This window comes from Desemzia sp. FAM 23989 (genome assembly GCF_045528345.1).
Taxonomy (GTDB): Bacteria; Bacillota; Bacilli; order Lactobacillales; family Carnobacteriaceae; genus Desemzia.
Window position 1 is genome coordinate 121,573 of record NZ_JBGQQT010000001.1, and the last position, 15,639, is coordinate 137,211.

The 15,639-nt window shown below is 37.8% G+C and carries 17 protein-coding genes; all 17 read left to right on the forward strand.

Annotated elements, in window-relative coordinates:
• The first annotated feature begins 16 nt into the window (after positions 1–16).
• Entirely contained in the window at positions 17–283 is a 267-nt protein-coding gene (locus tag ACEN36_RS00530) for a phosphocarrier protein HPr (protein ID WP_204210516.1), read from the forward strand.
• Entirely contained in the window at positions 283–2,004 is a 1,722-nt protein-coding gene (gene ptsP, locus ACEN36_RS00535; protein ID WP_407095556.1) for a phosphoenolpyruvate--protein phosphotransferase, read from the forward strand. Before ACEN36_RS00530 ends, ptsP begins: the two co-directional genes overlap by 1 nt.
• Before the next feature lie 232 nt (positions 2,005–2,236).
• Positions 2,237–3,430, forward strand: coding sequence for a glycosyltransferase family 4 protein (locus ACEN36_RS00540; RefSeq protein WP_407125755.1), 1,194 nt, complete (start codon positions 2,237–2,239; stop codon positions 3,428–3,430).
• A 3-nt stretch (positions 3,431–3,433) separates the two neighbouring features.
• Positions 3,434–4,480: a glycosyltransferase family 4 protein gene (locus ACEN36_RS00545; protein ID WP_407095554.1), complete on the forward strand. Its 1,047-nt coding sequence runs from the start codon at positions 3,434–3,436 to the stop codon at positions 4,478–4,480.
• Between the two features lie 91 nt (positions 4,481–4,571).
• Positions 4,572–5,444, forward strand: coding sequence for an NAD(P)-dependent oxidoreductase (locus ACEN36_RS00550; RefSeq protein WP_407095553.1), 873 nt, complete (start codon positions 4,572–4,574; stop codon positions 5,442–5,444).
• 280 nt (positions 5,445–5,724) lie between these two features.
• Complete coding sequence (locus ACEN36_RS00555) at positions 5,725–5,958, forward strand: YkuJ family protein (RefSeq protein WP_204210536.1); 234 nt, start codon at positions 5,725–5,727, stop codon at positions 5,956–5,958.
• Positions 5,959–6,220: 262 nt separating this feature from the next.
• Positions 6,221–6,937 carry an aspartate/glutamate racemase family protein gene (locus ACEN36_RS00560; RefSeq protein ID WP_407125756.1) on the forward strand — a complete coding sequence of 239 codons (717 nt, stop codon included), beginning with the start codon at positions 6,221–6,223 and terminating at the stop codon, positions 6,935–6,937.
• A 20-nt stretch (positions 6,938–6,957) separates the two neighbouring features.
• Positions 6,958–8,478 (forward strand): Mur ligase family protein, encoded by a 1,521-nt coding sequence (locus tag ACEN36_RS00565; RefSeq protein WP_407125757.1) that lies wholly within the window; start codon positions 6,958–6,960, stop codon positions 8,476–8,478.
• Positions 8,479–8,499: 21 nt separating this feature from the next.
• A complete protein-coding gene (locus ACEN36_RS00570; protein WP_407125758.1) occupies positions 8,500–9,705 on the forward strand; it encodes a carbamoyl phosphate synthase-like protein in 1,206 nt (401 codons plus the stop codon).
• 108 nt (positions 9,706–9,813) lie between these two features.
• Positions 9,814–10,362: a YqeG family HAD IIIA-type phosphatase gene (locus ACEN36_RS00575; RefSeq protein WP_407125759.1), complete on the forward strand. Its 549-nt coding sequence runs from the start codon at positions 9,814–9,816 to the stop codon at positions 10,360–10,362.
• Positions 10,337–11,470 carry a ribosome biogenesis GTPase YqeH gene (yqeH, locus tag ACEN36_RS00580; RefSeq protein ID WP_407102494.1) on the forward strand — a complete coding sequence of 378 codons (1,134 nt, stop codon included), beginning with the start codon at positions 10,337–10,339 and terminating at the stop codon, positions 11,468–11,470. The genes ACEN36_RS00575 and yqeH overlap by 26 nt, the downstream gene beginning before the upstream one ends.
• 31 nt (positions 11,471–11,501) lie before the next feature.
• Positions 11,502–11,813, forward strand: coding sequence for a ribosome assembly RNA-binding protein YhbY (yhbY, locus tag ACEN36_RS00585; protein ID WP_407095547.1), 312 nt, complete (start codon positions 11,502–11,504; stop codon positions 11,811–11,813).
• A 142-nt stretch (positions 11,814–11,955) separates the two neighbouring features.
• Positions 11,956–12,600 (forward strand): nicotinate-nucleotide adenylyltransferase, encoded by a 645-nt coding sequence (locus ACEN36_RS00590; protein WP_407095546.1) that lies wholly within the window; start codon positions 11,956–11,958, stop codon positions 12,598–12,600.
• On the forward strand, positions 12,590–13,201 hold the full coding sequence (yqeK, locus tag ACEN36_RS00595; protein ID WP_407095545.1) for a bis(5'-nucleosyl)-tetraphosphatase (symmetrical) YqeK: 612 nt from the start codon (positions 12,590–12,592) through the stop codon (positions 13,199–13,201). Before ACEN36_RS00590 ends, yqeK begins: the two co-directional genes overlap by 11 nt.
• Positions 13,202–13,211: 10 nt before the next feature.
• On the forward strand, positions 13,212–13,574 hold the full coding sequence (rsfS, locus tag ACEN36_RS00600) for a ribosome silencing factor (protein WP_407095544.1): 363 nt from the start codon (positions 13,212–13,214) through the stop codon (positions 13,572–13,574).
• Positions 13,571–14,314, forward strand: coding sequence for a class I SAM-dependent DNA methyltransferase (locus ACEN36_RS00605; RefSeq protein ID WP_407095543.1), 744 nt, complete (start codon positions 13,571–13,573; stop codon positions 14,312–14,314). Before rsfS ends, ACEN36_RS00605 begins: the two co-directional genes overlap by 4 nt.
• Positions 14,315–14,356: 42 nt before the next feature.
• Positions 14,357–15,553 (forward strand): nucleotidyltransferase, encoded by a 1,197-nt coding sequence (locus ACEN36_RS00610; RefSeq protein ID WP_407125760.1) that lies wholly within the window; start codon positions 14,357–14,359, stop codon positions 15,551–15,553.
• Positions 15,554–15,639: the final 86 nt, after the last annotated feature.

Here is a 15,639-nt window from a genome sequence, read left to right on the forward strand (position 1 = left end):
AGGGGAATAACCAATTATGGAAAAACGCGAATTTCATATCGTAGCTGAAACAGGAATCCACGCACGTCCAGCTACACTATTAGTACAATCAGCAAGTAAATACAACTCAGATATCAACCTTGAATACAAAGGTAAATCAGTAAACTTAAAATCAATCATGGGCGTAATGTCTTTAGGTGTTGGACAAGGTGCTGACGTTGCCATCACTGCGGAAGGTGCAGACGAAGCTGAAGCAATCAACGGTATTGAGGAAACAATGAAGAAAGAAGGCTTATCTGAATAATGGTAGAAGTGTTGAAAGGGATTGCAGCAAGTGATGGTATTGCCACAGCAAAAACCTATATGCTCATTGAACCTGATCTAACTTTCACCAAAAAAACAGTTGAAGATTCTGAAAAGGAAATTCAACGTGTAAGCGACGCTGTAGCGAAAGCTAAAGGGGAACTTGAACAGATCCGTGAAAATGCTGCAAAAAGCCTAGGAGAAGAAGAAGCGCAAGTATTCGATGCTCATTTAATGGTGCTTTCTGATCCTGATTTAATTGGAACGATTGAAAGCAACATTAAAGACAACAAAATCAATGCAGAAAGTGCTTTGCAAGAAGCAACAGATACATTCATCGCTATATTCGAAGGCATGGAAGACAATCCTTACATGCAAGAACGTGCTGCAGATATCAAAGATGTCCGTAAACGTGTTCTAGCACATCTATTAGGAGTTAAATTGCCAAGTCCTTCAACAATCGATGAAGAAGTGATTGTTGTGGCGCATGATTTGACGCCAAGTGATACAGCTCAATTAAACCGTAAATACGTAAAAGCTTTTGTTACAGATGTTGGAGGTCGTACTTCACATTCTGCGATTATGGCGCGTTCTCTTGAAATCCCTGCAATTGTTGGTTCTAAAGAAATCACTCAACGTGTAGTAGATGGAGACGAAATTATTGTAGACGGTTTAGAAGGCGAAGTTTACATTAAACCAGATACTGATACTATTGAAGTGTATGCTAAAAAAGCTGAAGCTTTTGAAGCTCAAAAAGCTGAATGGGATAAATTAAAAGAAGAAGCTACGGTTACTTCTGACGGAAAACACATTGAATTAGCTGCTAATATTGGAACGCCTAAAGATTTAGACGGAGTTCACAATAACGGTGCTGAAGCTGTTGGTTTATACCGTACAGAATTCTTATACATGGATTCTACAGATTTCCCTACAGAAGATGATCAATACACAGCTTACAAAACAGTATTAGAAAGTATGGAAGGCAAACCAGTTGTTGTCCGTACAATGGACATCGGCGGGGATAAAGAACTTTCATACTTAGACTTGCCTCATGAAATGAACCCGTTCTTAGGATATCGGGCGATTCGTATTAGTTTAAATGAATCTGATATGTTTAGAACACAATTGCGTGCGCTATTACGTGCTTCAGTTCATGGTAACTTACGTATCATGTTCCCTATGATCGCTACTTTAGCTGAATTCCGTGAAGCGAAAGCTATTTTGATGGAAGAAAAAGAAAACTTGATCAATGAAGGTATTGAAGTTTCTGATTCTATCCAAGTTGGTATCATGATTGAAATTCCAGCTGCAGCTGTGATTGCAGATAAATTTGCTAAAGAGGTTGATTTCTTTAGTATTGGAACGAATGACTTGATTCAATACACAATGGCTGCTGACCGTATGAACGAACGTGTTTCTTACTTGTATCAACCATATAACCCATCAATTTTACGTTTGATTAAAAATGTAATTGATTCAGCTCACAAAGAGGGCAAATGGGCTGGTATGTGCGGAGAAATGGCTGGAGATCAAACGGCTGTTCCATTATTGTTAGGATTAGGATTAGACGAATTTTCAATGAGTGCTTCAAGTGTGTTAAAAACACGCAGCTTAATGAAAAAATTAGATTCTACTAAGATGACTGAACTTGCAGAAAAAGCAATCAATGATTGTGATACTGCTGATGAAGTTGTTGCATTGGTTGAAGAATACGTGAAATAACGCTAATTGAAACAAATAGAAAAGGTTCATTAGGAGATAAGCCTAATGAACCTTTTTGTGTATAGACTAAAAATATTATCTTTTTTCATGCTAAAGTTGGATAAGTTTTTAATTTTTATATGATAAGGTAAGATGGTGATAAATAGAAATAAGTTTACATAGAATTTTTACAGTATATAAACTGTTTTTTTTATAAAAAAAACGTATAATCTTATTAAAGGAGTGAAAATAAATGAGAATTGGAATTTTCACTGATTCGTATTTCCCGCAAGTTAGTGGTGTTGCTACTTCAATCCAAACGCTTAAAGAAGAGTTGGAAGAACATGGACATGAAGTGATTATTTTTACTACGACAGATCCCATGGCGCAGAAATCTGAGCCCAACATTGTCCGCTTTTCGAGCATCCCTTTTTTCTCATTCAAAGATCGACGTGTAGCATTTCGCGGAATGCTTAGTGCGCTAAAAACTTCAAAGGAATTGAAACTTGATTTAGTGCATACTCATACGGAATTCAGTTTGGGAATGACAGGTAAGTATGTAGCGCGCCAACTGAACATTCCTTGTGTTCATACGTACCATACGATGTATGAAGATTATTTGCATTACGTGGCAAAAGGGAAAGTCCTCAGACCCTCACATGTAAAATTGGTTTCGAAGTATTTTTGCAATCAAACTGCTGGGGTTATTGCCCCGAGTGAAAAAGCAAAAAATAAATTGATTTCTTATGGCGTTACCAGAAGCATTAAAGTGATTCCAACTGGGGTTAATTTGAAGAAATTAAGTGCCAAATCTACACGTGATATCCGCCAGAAATTAGCTATTTCAGAAGATGAGCTGGTATTGTTGTCATTAAGCAGGTTAGCGCAAGAAAAAAATATCCAAGCTATCTTGCGTGCTTTTCCAACAGTATTGGCTGAGTTTCCGACCGCTAAATTAATCGTTGTCGGAGATGGGCCTATTCGAGGTGCATTGGAACAATTGAGCCATGAATTGGGAATCGATTATTCGATTCGATTTGCTGGAGAAGTAAGCGTCGATGAAGTAAATGCTTATTATCAAGCATCAGATCTATATGTGAATGCGTCAACTTCTGAATCTCAAGGTCTTACTTATATTGAAGCTATCGCGGCAGGAACAGATATTGTCGCAAGATCCAGTTCGTATACCGATATGTTGATCTACAGTGGTAAATTGGGTAAAACTTATCAAAAAGATGAAGAACTGGGACAAACGATCATTGAGTATTTAACCAATGATAAGAAACAAGAAACAACTACAAAAGAAAGAAAAAACTTGTTAAACTCTATCTCAGCGACCGTTTTTGGGGAAGAGGTATTGCAGTATTACGAAGAGGCGATACACATCCACAATCAAGAAAAACAAGTGGATTCAAAAGTTTATCGAAAATCAGTAAGGAGAGGGTAAAAAATGCTTCAAGTAAATATGTTTTCTTCTGCTGATAAAGTACAAGGACAAGGAGTGGGGAGCGCTTATTTAGAGCTGATTCAACTGTTAAGGAAGTACCATCCTCATTCTATCGAATTATCGATCAATAAATATTCTAAAACGGCTATCAGTCACTACCACACTATTGACCTGCCTTTTTATCTCAGCACTTTTTTTAGAAAGCGATTTGGAAGAAAGATAGGGTATGTGCATTTTTTACCGTCTACTCTTAAAGGCAGTATTCATTTACCGCGTATCATAGAAAATACTTTTTACAAATACGTCATATCTTTTTATAAAAGGATGGACCATTTAGTTGTGGTAAATCCTATTTTTATTGAAGAATTAAAGAAATACGGAATTGCTGAAAATAAAATTACATATATTCCTAATTTTGTAGCGAAAAAGGATTTTTTTGCTTACTTGCCAGAACAAAAAAAACAACTCAGAGAAGCTAAAGGAATTTCTGCAGAGAAATTTGTTGTTTTTGGTGCCGGTCAAGTGCAAGAACGTAAAGGAGTCTATGATTTTGTGAAATTAGCAGAAGAGATGCCGGATGTGCAATTTATTTGGGCTGGCGGATTTTCATTTGGGAAAATCACGGATGGTTATGAGAAGTTTAAAAAAATAATGGAGCAACCGCCAAAAAACTTGTCCTTTACCGGGATTATTCAGCGTGATGAAATGCGGGACTACTACAACCTGGCTGATTTATTCTTGTTGCCTTCTTATGAAGAGCTGTTTCCAATGTGTATATTAGAATCTTTCGCTAGTAATACTCCAGTGATGTTAAGAGATTTACCGCTTTATGAACCAGTTTTGAAAGGCTATTATCTTCCTAGTGCTGATAGATCGAGTATGAAAGAAGCTATATCCCGCTTGAAAAATGAACCTGATGCGTATGTTGAACTGAAACAGCAAGCTGTAGAAGGGAACCACTATTATTCTGAAGAACGGTTAGCAGCATTATGGCTAGAGTTCTATCAACAACAGCAACTAGAAAGCGAGTTCCTTCACGACAAGAAGTAGAAGCTTCTTTTGATGTCTGGGTAATGACTATTGGGCAACATTAAATGGTATAATTGATGCACTATAAGAATAAATTGGGGGAGATAGATCAATGACGAAGAAAAAAATAGGGTTTATTGGGACTGGCGTAATGGGTACGTCAATTGTGAAACATTTATTGTCAGCAGGATATGAGGTGCAAATTTATAGCCGTACTAAAAGCAAAGCTAGTGAGTTGATAGAGTTGGGGGCTAAATGGCAAAATACGCCTGCTGGAGTAACTGAAAATGCAGAAGTGATCTTCACCATCGTAGGTTACCCGTCGGACGTAGAAGAAGTGTATTATGGCGAAAACGGAATATTTAAAACAGCTACAAAACGACATATCTTAATTGATATGACGACCAGCACCCCAACACTAGCAAATAGAATTTATCAAACCGGTATAGAAAAAGGAATCGCTGTTTTAGATGCTCCTGTGTCAGGAGGAGATTTAGGCGCGAAAAATGGAACGTTAACGATTATGGTAGGTGGAGATGAACCAGTTTTTGATAGTGTGAAGCCGATTCTTGAAGAGTTTTCTGGGAAATTAAATCTGCAAGGGTCTGCTGGCAGCGGGCAACACACCAAGATGGCAAATCAAATCATGGTTGCAGGTACAATGACTGGAATGACAGAGCTGTTGGTTTACGCAAAAGCAGCAGGGTTAGACATAGAAAAAGTCTTGGACACCGTTGGAGGAGGGAGCGCTCAAAATTGGTCGCTTTCTAATTATGGACCTCGTATCTTAAAAGAAGATTATTCTGCAGGTTTTTTCATCAAACATTTTGTGAAAGATTTGAAGATCGTTCTAGATGAAGCCAAAAGAATGAATCTTAATTTACCCGCTACTGCTCTTGCTGAAAAACTTTATGAAGAATTAGAAGGCAAAGGGAATGGCAATGATGGAACTCAAGCTTTGATCAAACTATGGTGGGAAAATTGATTAGGTTCATTTTATCAGGAGCTGCGACGAAATGATTGCAGCTCTTTTTTTATTAGATATCAGTTAATGGAATAATAATTGATTATTCTAAGGATGTGTCTATCATTTAATTATCATAATTGTGGGGCAAATGTGAGTACTGGATGATGAGGAAAGCTTTATTTAACAGGGATATAGAGACGATGGATATTTTTTTTCATAAAAGACAAGTGAGTATAGTGTTATTTGCAATAAAATCTGTTAAAATGGTACTGAGTCAAGTTTGAAAGGGGCACGAATCATGAAGTCTTCACAATTAACAGCCATTATACGAAGATTAGAAGCTATGCAAGAAGGCACAGACGGAGAAGTACAAGTTCGTCGTTTTGAAAAAGAGGGCGCTGAGCGCTGTTTGATTACTTATGATGGAAAAGCAGGAATCTATGAACTAGAAGAAAGAGCAACCGGTCAAGTATATCAATTTGATGATATCGACATCGTAGCCATAGAAATATTTGAACTACTTCAAGATTAAGCAATCAACCGATGCAGAAATAGTCGTATTTCTGCATCGGTTGTTTTATTTTGTCCATAATGATAAAATCCCTTTCGTATTCGTTCGCTGTATTTGATAAAGGGCCTGTTTGGCACGTCAAGTTTTAGAAACTGCTACAGTTTTTTAGAGTAAATGGGTGTTTTTATCTGTTTGCCCTCTCATATTTATGAAATCAGTAGAATATTTTGTTATAATGAATAGAAGTTTGTTAAACTTAAGTTAACTTAAGGAGTAGAAGCGGATGAGTGAACATTTATTTGCTGTCTTAGGTGGTATGGGAACTTTAGCAACTGAAAATTTTATTCAGGAACTAAACCGGTTATCTGCTGCTAATAAAGACCAAGATTATTTAAACTATGTTGTATACAATAAAGCTAGTATTCCGGATCGTACGGAATATATTTTAGACAAAAGCGCGCCAAACCCAATTCCTGTGCTAGCTTCTGGTTTGCAAAAACTGGCAGCGATGGAGCCTGATTTTATTGTGATGCCCTGCAATACGGCACATTTCTTTTACGATGAATTAGCCCAATTGATCAATGTTCCTTTTTTAAACATGATTGATGAAACAGTTAAAGAACTGATGGTACGGGGAGCAAAACCAGGGATGAAAATCGGGATTGCTGCCACTGAAGGTACGATCGAATCAAAAATCTATGAAGATAAACTCAATGAAGCTGGATTTGCTTCTTACGTACCGAACAAAGAGTTGCAAAAAATCGTTAACGACTTGATCTATGTAGATATCAAGCAAAATTCCAATATCAATATGCCTCGTTACAATAAGATGGTGTCCTGTTTCGAAGCGGAACAGTGTGATTATGTAGTGCTGGGATGCACTGAATTATCTATCTTCAATAGTTACGACCACAAAAAGAAGAGTAATGTAGTAGATGCTGATGATGTTTTGGTTCGGAAAACAGTGGAACTGGCACGACGGACTCAACCATTAGTTTAAGCAAAGGGAGTTATGGATACATGAAAGCTTTAAAAGTACAAGAATACATCAATCAATTAGTTGCAAATGATATTCTGATCAAAACAACCATTGACCAAAACTCGATGATTACTGAGAATGTCATTTTACAGATGACTTATGACTCAAGAGAAGTCAGTGACCCTTCTTTGTTTATTTGTAAAGGAGCAAATTTTAAAGAAGAGTATTTGAGACAAGCAGTTTCATATGGTGCTGTAGCTTATGTGAGCGAAGTGGAATATGATGTAGATGCACCGGTGATCTTAGTAACGGATATACGCGAAGCTATGGCTTTGTTAAGTTCTTTATTCTTTGATTTTCCAGAAAAAGATTTGACCTTAGTGGGTGTGACAGGTACAAAAGGAAAAACAACGACTACGAACTTTATTCGTTCTATCTTAGATGACTATCTGGTAGCCAATCAGAAAAAAAATTCTGCTTATTTCTCTTCAGTAGAAAACTATGATGGGGTAACGAAAGCTTCTTCTCGTATGACCACACCTGAAGCTATGGTATTAAAACAAAATTTTAGAACGGCAGTGGATTCTGGAGTAGAATTTTTTGAAATGGAAGTTTCCAGCCAAGCATTAAAATACGATCGGACAAAAGGCCTGGATTTTGAGATAGGAATTTTTCTGAATATATCGGAAGATCATCTAAGTCCTTTAGAACACAGTGACATGGACGATTATTTAAATTCAAAACTCTTATTGTTTAAGCAATCAAAAACCATTTGTTTGAACTTGGATACGGATTATCTTGCAAGAATAGAGAATGCCGCTAAACAAGCCAATAAAGTTGTTACGTTTAGCCAACACAATGAAAAAGCTGATGTTTATGGATACAACGTTCAAAAAGAGGATCACCACATTACTTTTGATGTTCGTACTCCTCAGTATACAGAAAAAATGACTTTAGGAATTGCTGGATTATTCAATGTTGAAAATGCTCTAGCTGCAATTGCTGCAATGTACGTATTGGAGATCCCGGTAGAGTATATCAAGTCAGGCTTGTTGAAAGCTCGAGCAAAAGGACGCATGGAATTGTATACGAGCCATGATACTAATTTAGTAGGAATCGTAGACTATGCTCACAATCGATTAAGCTTTGAAGTATTATTCAATTCGTTGAAAAAAGAGTATCCAAATCATCAAATGATCGCTGTATTTGGTTGTCCAGGAGGCAAAGCTTTTAACCGCCGTAAAGAGATGGGGGAAGTAGCGGGACGCATTGCAGATATGGTGTATATTACAGAGGATGATCCAGCCAATGAATCTGTCCGCTCAATTTCTGAACAAGTAGCGGAAGCTGTAATAGCTGAAAACGGATCTTATGAAATTATTGAAGATCGTGCAGAAGCTATCCGTAAAGCAATGAGCCATATCGAGATGCCGACTGTCGTTGCTGTGGTTGGGAAAGGTGCAGAAATAAATCAACGAGTGGGAAACGGCTATGTTGAATACGAAGGTGATGCATTCCATGTCATCAAGAACCTAGAAACTTACAATAAGCATCATATATAATCAAGAAAGGCTATGATAGTAATGAAACAAACATTTATACCGGTAGTACTTGGAGGTAGTCGTGGAGCTTATGGGATTGGACGTTCTTTGTACGAAGAGTATAAAATAAAAGTCCATGTCTTTTGTTCGCGAATTATTGGTCCTGTTGCTGACGTGCCTTTTTTTGAATACCACGTTTTGCCAGATATCAAAGAAGAAAAAGTGCTATTTGATGAAGTCAATAAGTTGGAAAATGAAACGCCGGATATCCCTAAAATTATTTTTGGAAGCGACGATCTGTATGCTGAATTTGTGATCGTCAATAAGGAACGATTTCCTAAAAATTGGATAGTTCCTTATGTGGACGAAAATGTATTTAAACGAGCTACAGATAAGCAATATTTTTATGAAGCGTGTGAAAAGCTAAATGTGCCCTATCCAAAGACAAAAATCAGTGCTGAATTTGAAGCAGAGCTGCCATTTGAATTTCCGATTGTCATGAAACCTATTACTTCTCAAAATTATCAAGATTTACATTTTGAAGGAAAGAAAAAAGTGTACATCTTAGAGAATCAGGAAGAATACAGACAAAGTTTTGAAGCTATGCGCAAAGGCGGCTATCAAGGCGAAGTAGCTCTTCAGGAGTACATTCCCGGAGATGACAGCACACAAGCTGTGGTTACCGCATACCGTTCTATCCAAGATGGAAAAGTGAAATTGATTTCCTTTGGACAAATTCTACTAGAAGACCACACGCCATCAGGAATCGGAAATCATTTAGCCATTTTATCGCGTGAAGAAGAAAGCGTGTATGAGAATGTACGTAAATTAGTCGAAGAGTTCGGCTTTGATGCCTTTTCAAATTATGACTTGAAATACGATGCTCGTGATGGACAATACAAGTTTTTTGAATTGAATGGCCGATTAGGGGTTAGTCATTATTATGTCTGTGCTGCTGGAGAAAACGTAGCTGCCTACTATATTAAAGACTGGCTGACTAAGGAACCGATTGAACCGACTATCGTCAAAAATGAAGCACTCTTTAACGTAGTCCCTAAAAGGCTGCTGTTGAAATACATTAAAGACCCAATCCTAAAAGATAAAATCAAAGGATTTTACAAAACTGGAAAAGTATCTAACCCGCTGGACTGCAATGATGGGGTTACTTTAAAACGTCGAATGTATATTGAATCGGCAAAACTAAACTTCTTTAAGAAGTTTAAACAACATCCACCAGAGGAAGCATAAGAATTAAAGCAAAAATTGAAATTCCTTCTTTTTTGCGTATAATAAAAATATAGAAGACTATGGGAGTACTGAACGAAGTGCTCCTATTTTAATGGGTAGGGAGATGTTATGTTAAATTTATTTAAGCCAACATGGATGGTAGAAGCAATCTACCAAATTACACCAGAACAATTAAATGAGCACGGCATAAAAGCGGTGTTAACAGATTTAGACAATACACTGATTGCCTGGAATAATCCAAATGGTACCGAAGAATTGATCGCTTGGATTTCAGCCATGAAAACAGCTGATATACCAATCGTTATCCTTTCAAACAACAACGATGAACGAGTGAAACGTGTAGCAGATGTATTAGGTGTGCGTTACGTTGCCAGAGCATTGAAGCCGCTGTCTAAAGGTTTTAATGAAGCGACTAGAGGATTAGAATTGTCGAAAGAAGAGATTTTAATGGTGGGAGATCAGATCATGACAGATATTTGGGGCGCCAATCTTGCCGGAATCCGAAATGTCTTAGTGAAGCCGATTCTCAATTCAGATGCCTGGAACACCAAGATCAATCGTTTCTTTGAGTTGCACATTATGAATCACCTAATTAAAAAAGATCCAAACATGAGATGGAGGACATCGATACATGACAAAGACAGAGTTAAAGACTGAAGAAGAAATTCGGTGCATTGGATGCGGTGCTCTGCTGCAAACCACTGATAAAACTAAAGCGGGTTATACTCCAAAAACAGCTTTAGAAAAAGGCTTAGAAACGGGCGAAGTTTATTGCCAACGTTGTTTTAGATTGCGTCACTACAATGAAATTCAAGATGTTCATTTGACAGATGATGATTTTCTAAAATTATTGAATGAAATAGGCTCTAAAGATGCCTTGATTGTCAACGTAGTAGATGTGTTCGATTTTAATGGTAGTTTGATTCCTGGATTGCACCGTTTTGTTGGGAAAAATCCAGTATTGCTGGTTGGAAATAAGGTAGACTTATTGCCAAAATCACAAAAAAGAGGACGCTTGACTCAATGGTTACGCGAAAGAGCTCATGAAGCTGGTCTGCGACCGACAGATGTTGTTTTGACTAGTGCAATGAAAGCCGATGAAGTAGAACACTTAAAAGAGATGATCGAACAATATCGTAACGGAAAAGATGTTTACGTAGTCGGTGTCACGAATGTTGGGAAATCCAGCTTGATCAATCAAATCATCAATACTTCTGCTGGAGTAAAAGATTTGATTACAACGTCTCAATTCCCAGGTACAACGTTGGATCAAATAGAAATTCCTTTAGAAGATGGTAATTCATTGATTGACACACCGGGAATTATTCATCGTCATCAAATGGCGCATGTTTTAGGTGCAAAAGACTTAAAACTGATTGCTCCTAAAAAAGAGATCAAACCTAAAGTTTACCAATTGAATGAAGGCCAAACCTTATTTTTTGGTGGAGTGGCTCGATTTGACTTTATCAAAGGGGATAGAAGTTCCTTTACTTGTTACGTTTCAAACGATTTGAATATTCATCGAACTAAATTAGAAAAAGCAGATGAATTGTATCAAAAACAAAAAGGCGAATTATTGCAACCGCCTCGTAATGAAGAAAAAGATACTTTCCCAGAACTTGTTCGCTTTGAATTTTCAATCAAAGAAAAGACAGATATCGTATTTGCTGGTTTAGGCTGGGTAACAGTCCCTGAACCAGGAGTTGTAGTAGCTGGATGGGCTCCTAAAGGAATCGATGTTTTAATCAGAAAGTCAATTATATAAAAAAGTTCGTATACAGAAATGGAGAATCAGCATGGCCTTAACAGGAAAACAAAAAAGTTTTTTGCGTAGTAAAGCACATCATTTAAATCCTATTTTTCAAATTGGGAAAAACGGAATGAATCCGGATATGTTAAAACAAATCGGGGAAGCATTAGAAAAAAGAGAATTGATCAAAGTATCCATTCTGCAAAACTCAGATGAAGAAGTTCCAGAAGTGGCTGAAGAAATTGAACAGGCAGTAGGATGTCAAGCCGTTCAAAAAATTGGCCGAGTAATTGTGCTGTACAAACCTTCGACGCAAGAAAAATACCGTAAAGTATCATTAGAAATACCAAGAGCGTGAAGAAAGGCGTTTAGCTCACCGGACGTTTCACGACCACAACAGTTTAGGGTTCTTTCCAAACAGTTGTGGTTGTGAAACGGTAGTGTGAGCTGCCTTTCGCAACGCGTCTAAGAGCACACAGGTAAGAAGGAGTGGAAGTCGTGTGAAAGAATCGTTTTTTTCTGGGAAACGGACACAGGTTTTAAGTGAACCAGTTGCTGAAACCACAACAAAGAAAAGAGTTGGTATTCTTGGAGGAACTTTTAATCCTCCACATGTTGCACACTTAATGATTGCCGATCAAGTATGTCAACAATTGGGATTAGACAAAGTCTATTTTATGCCTACCGCTGCTCCGCCGCATGTGGATACTAAGAAAACAATTGCGGCTGAGCATCGGTTAAAAATGGTGGAAAGAGCTATTCAAGACAATCCTAAGTTTGATCTTGAAACGATTGAAATTGAACGTGGCGGAAAAAGCTATACCTATGAGACAATGCTGCAGTTAACTCAGCAGAATCCAGATACAGAATACTATTTTATTATTGGTGCAGACATGGTGAACTATCTGCCCAAATGGCATAAGATCGATGAATTGGCTCAATTGATTCAATTTGTAGGGGTCAAAAGACCGGGATATGTGATTGAGAGTCAATATCCTTTGATTTGGGTAGATGTTCCTGAAATAGCCGTTAGTTCAACTTCTTTAAGAAAAAAAATTGCCACCGGCTGTACAGTGAATTATTTAATTCCTCAAAAAGTTCTTGAGTACATTTATCAAGAAGGGTTGTATAGTTATGAAACTTAAACCAGAACAGCTTGTTTATTCAGGTCGATTCATCTCGCTGTCAAGAGATAAACTGGCAGCTCAAGTGGAGACACAGATGAGTTCCAAACGGTTCAAGCATGTATTAGGTGTGGAAGAGACTGCTATACAATTAGCAGATAAATACGGCGCCTCAGTAGAAGCAGCTAGTATTGCAGCTCTTTGTCATGATTACGCTAAAGAGCGACCTGATCATGAAATGAAAGAACTGATTATTGTTGATGAACATTTGGAAGAAGAGTTGTTAGACTATGGAAGCAATATATGGCATGGACCATGCGCTGCAGAGATAGCCAAAAAAGAGTTTCACCTCTTGGATGAAGACATCTTAAATGCGATTCGCTACCATACCATTGGTAGAAGCGAAATGTCTTTATTAGAACGAGTGATTTATGTGGCAGATTTTATTGAACCGGGAAGAAAATTTTCTGGAGTAGACGAAGCAAGAAGTCTTGCATCCAACGATTTAGAAGCAGCTGTGACATATGAAACGCAACAGACATTGATGCATTTGATTCAAACGAAAAAAAAGATTTACCCAAAAGCAGTGGCTACTTTCAATAAATGGGTAGCAAACAAATAGGAGGAAAGACATGAGTGAATTAAATAAAGAATTGCTTGAACTTGTAGTGAAAGCGGCGGACGATAAAAGAGCGGAAGATATTATGGTAATGGATGTACGAAATATTTCTCTTTTAGCCGATCATTTTGTAGTCATGCATGGAAATAATGATCGACAAGTTGTCGCAATTGCGGAAGCAATCGTCGACAGCGTTGAAGAAGCTGGATATTCTGTCAAACAAATCGAAGGAAAAGATTCAGCTAAATGGATCTTAGTCGATTTAGGAGACGTTGTGGTCCATGTATTCCACTACACAGAACGTTCATTCTACAACTTGGAAAAATTATGGAGCGATGCTCCTTTAGTGGATATTTCCGGTATGATCACGGAATGAGTTACAATATTTTCGCTCAAGTCTATGATGATTTAATGGATGAAGAGCTATACGATTTATGGATTGATTTCACGAAAAAAAACCTATCTGATACACACGAAAATGTATTGGATCTGGCTTGCGGAGCAGGTCATTTAGCCATTAAAATGAAACAAGAAGGCTATCAGGTTACTGGATTGGATCTGTCTTCTGAAATGATCGCTCTTGCAAAAGAGCGAGCTGAAGAAGTAGACATGGCGATTCCTTTTATCATTGGCAATATGTTGGATTTAAGCGTGGTAGAACAGTTTGATGCTGTGACATGTTATTGCGATTCGCTCTGCTATCTGCCAGATGCAGAAGCTGTTCAAAAAACATTTGAAGAAATCTCCCAACATTTGACAGAAGATGGCGTGTTCCTGTTTGACGTACATTCTATTCATCAGATCGATGAAATTTTTCCCGGCTATACGTTTAACGATCAAACCGAAGAAATCAGTTTTTTATGGAAAAGTTATGTAGGAGAATTTCCGCATTCCATTGAACACGATTTAACATTTTTTGTTTACCAAGAGGAGATCGACTTATACGAGCGTTTTGATGAGACCCATAAAGAACGAACTTATCCAATCAAACAGTATCTTTCAATGTTGAAAAAGGCCGGTTTTACTTCAGTTGAAGTCTCTGCAGATTATGGAAAAGGAAAGATACTTAATGATTCAACACGCTGGTTTTTCGTTTGCCGCAAAGAAACAAAATAGGGTTTCATTTTTGCTGAATGAAATGAGAAGGGTGGACCAACTATGAAAAGTTGCGGAATTATCGCCGAATACAATCCTTTCCATAATGGACATCGGTATCAAATACAAGAGGCTAAAAAACAGACTTCGGCTGAAGTGATCATCGTTGTCATGAGTGGAAATTTTTTACAGCGTGGAGAACCCGCAATAGTAGATAAATGGCACCGTGCAGACATGGCGTTGTCTTCCGGAGCAGATCTGGTCATTGAGTTGCCGGTAGCATTTAGTGTCCAACCAGCTGATTATTTCGCTAAAGGCGGTGTTTCTCTTCTTCAAGCGCTGCAGTGTGATTCTCTCTCGTTTGGTACTGAAAGTGGTACCGGAGAGAAATTTCAGCTATTTACTGAAAACTGGGATCGCCATGAAAAAGAGATCGAAGCTAAGTTCAGGCAGCTGAAGAATAATGGCGAGACTTATGCGGCTCAAATGCAGCAAGCAGTGAGAGCTGTTATACCAGGTAACGAACTCAATGTTGGAGCCCCGAATACTATCTTAGGATTAGCTTACGCGAAAGAAAACAGTCGCTATCCTAAGCCCATGACCCTATATCCAGTCAAACGTGTTGGATCTGGATATCATGATGAAAAATTGGGGGATACACCCTTTCAAAGTGCTACGGCATTGCGAAAAGTATTGTTGAAAGCTGCTGAAGGTTCTGAGAAATTAGCAGCTATTCAAACAGCTGTCCCGCCGGCAACGTTAGATAGCCTTCAACAAAGTGATTTTGCTAATTGGGAAAAATTTTGGCCCTTTTTAAATTATCAACTGATCCTTCAGTCAGAAGAGCAACTAAGAGAAATTTACCAAATGAACGAAGGTATTGAGCATCGATTGAAACAAAAAGCAATTGAAGCCGATTCCTTTGAACACTTTATTGAATTGGTAAAGACAAAACGATACCCGCGGGTGCGCCTGCAACGATTGTTTATCTATGTGTTGCTGCAATTGAAAAAAACAGACATGCAAGAAGCTTTACGAAGTCCGAAGGCTATTCGTGTGTTAGGATTTACAGAAAAAGGGCAACGCTATTTAAGTGAAGTGAAAAAAGAAGTTCCTTTACCGATCATTAGTCGTTTGAATCAAAAAAACAACTCTTTATGGGAAATGGATATTCTAGCAGGTAAAGTGTATCAATTGGCAGTGAAACAAAATCAAGATGACCAAGACTTTAATCGTTCACCGTTGCAAAAAAAGAAGTGAAAAGATGCTTTAAATAAGCTGAAAATAACTTTTAGGTGTAAGGTAAAATATAACTTTTAGGTGTAAGGTAAAATATCTTGACAAAG

Coding starts and splice junctions, on each gene's coding strand:
- ptsP (WP_407095556.1), top strand. CDS start 283: ATGGTAGAAGTGTTGAAAGGGATTGCAGCAAGTGATGGTATTGCCACA.
- ACEN36_RS00560 (WP_407125756.1), top strand. CDS start 6,221: ATGAGTGAACATTTATTTGCTGTCTTAGGTGGTATGGGAACTTTAGCA.
- ACEN36_RS00605 (WP_407095543.1), top strand. CDS start 13,571: ATGAGTTACAATATTTTCGCTCAAGTCTATGATGATTTAATGGATGAA.
- ACEN36_RS00545 (WP_407095554.1), top strand. CDS start 3,434: ATGCTTCAAGTAAATATGTTTTCTTCTGCTGATAAAGTACAAGGACAA.
- ACEN36_RS00565 (WP_407125757.1), top strand. CDS start 6,958: ATGAAAGCTTTAAAAGTACAAGAATACATCAATCAATTAGTTGCAAAT.
- yqeH (WP_407102494.1), top strand. CDS start 10,337: ATGACAAAGACAGAGTTAAAGACTGAAGAAGAAATTCGGTGCATTGGA.
- ACEN36_RS00575 (WP_407125759.1), top strand. CDS start 9,814: ATGTTAAATTTATTTAAGCCAACATGGATGGTAGAAGCAATCTACCAA.
- yhbY (WP_407095547.1), top strand. CDS start 11,502: ATGGCCTTAACAGGAAAACAAAAAAGTTTTTTGCGTAGTAAAGCACAT.
- yqeK (WP_407095545.1), top strand. CDS start 12,590: ATGAAACTTAAACCAGAACAGCTTGTTTATTCAGGTCGATTCATCTCG.
- ACEN36_RS00530 (WP_204210516.1), top strand. CDS start 17: ATGGAAAAACGCGAATTTCATATCGTAGCTGAAACAGGAATCCACGCA.
- ACEN36_RS00610 (WP_407125760.1), top strand. CDS start 14,357: ATGAAAAGTTGCGGAATTATCGCCGAATACAATCCTTTCCATAATGGA.
- ACEN36_RS00550 (WP_407095553.1), top strand. CDS start 4,572: ATGACGAAGAAAAAAATAGGGTTTATTGGGACTGGCGTAATGGGTACG.
- ACEN36_RS00555 (WP_204210536.1), top strand. CDS start 5,725: ATGAAGTCTTCACAATTAACAGCCATTATACGAAGATTAGAAGCTATG.
- ACEN36_RS00570 (WP_407125758.1), top strand. CDS start 8,500: ATGAAACAAACATTTATACCGGTAGTACTTGGAGGTAGTCGTGGAGCT.
- ACEN36_RS00540 (WP_407125755.1), top strand. CDS start 2,237: ATGAGAATTGGAATTTTCACTGATTCGTATTTCCCGCAAGTTAGTGGT.
- rsfS (WP_407095544.1), top strand. CDS start 13,212: ATGAGTGAATTAAATAAAGAATTGCTTGAACTTGTAGTGAAAGCGGCG.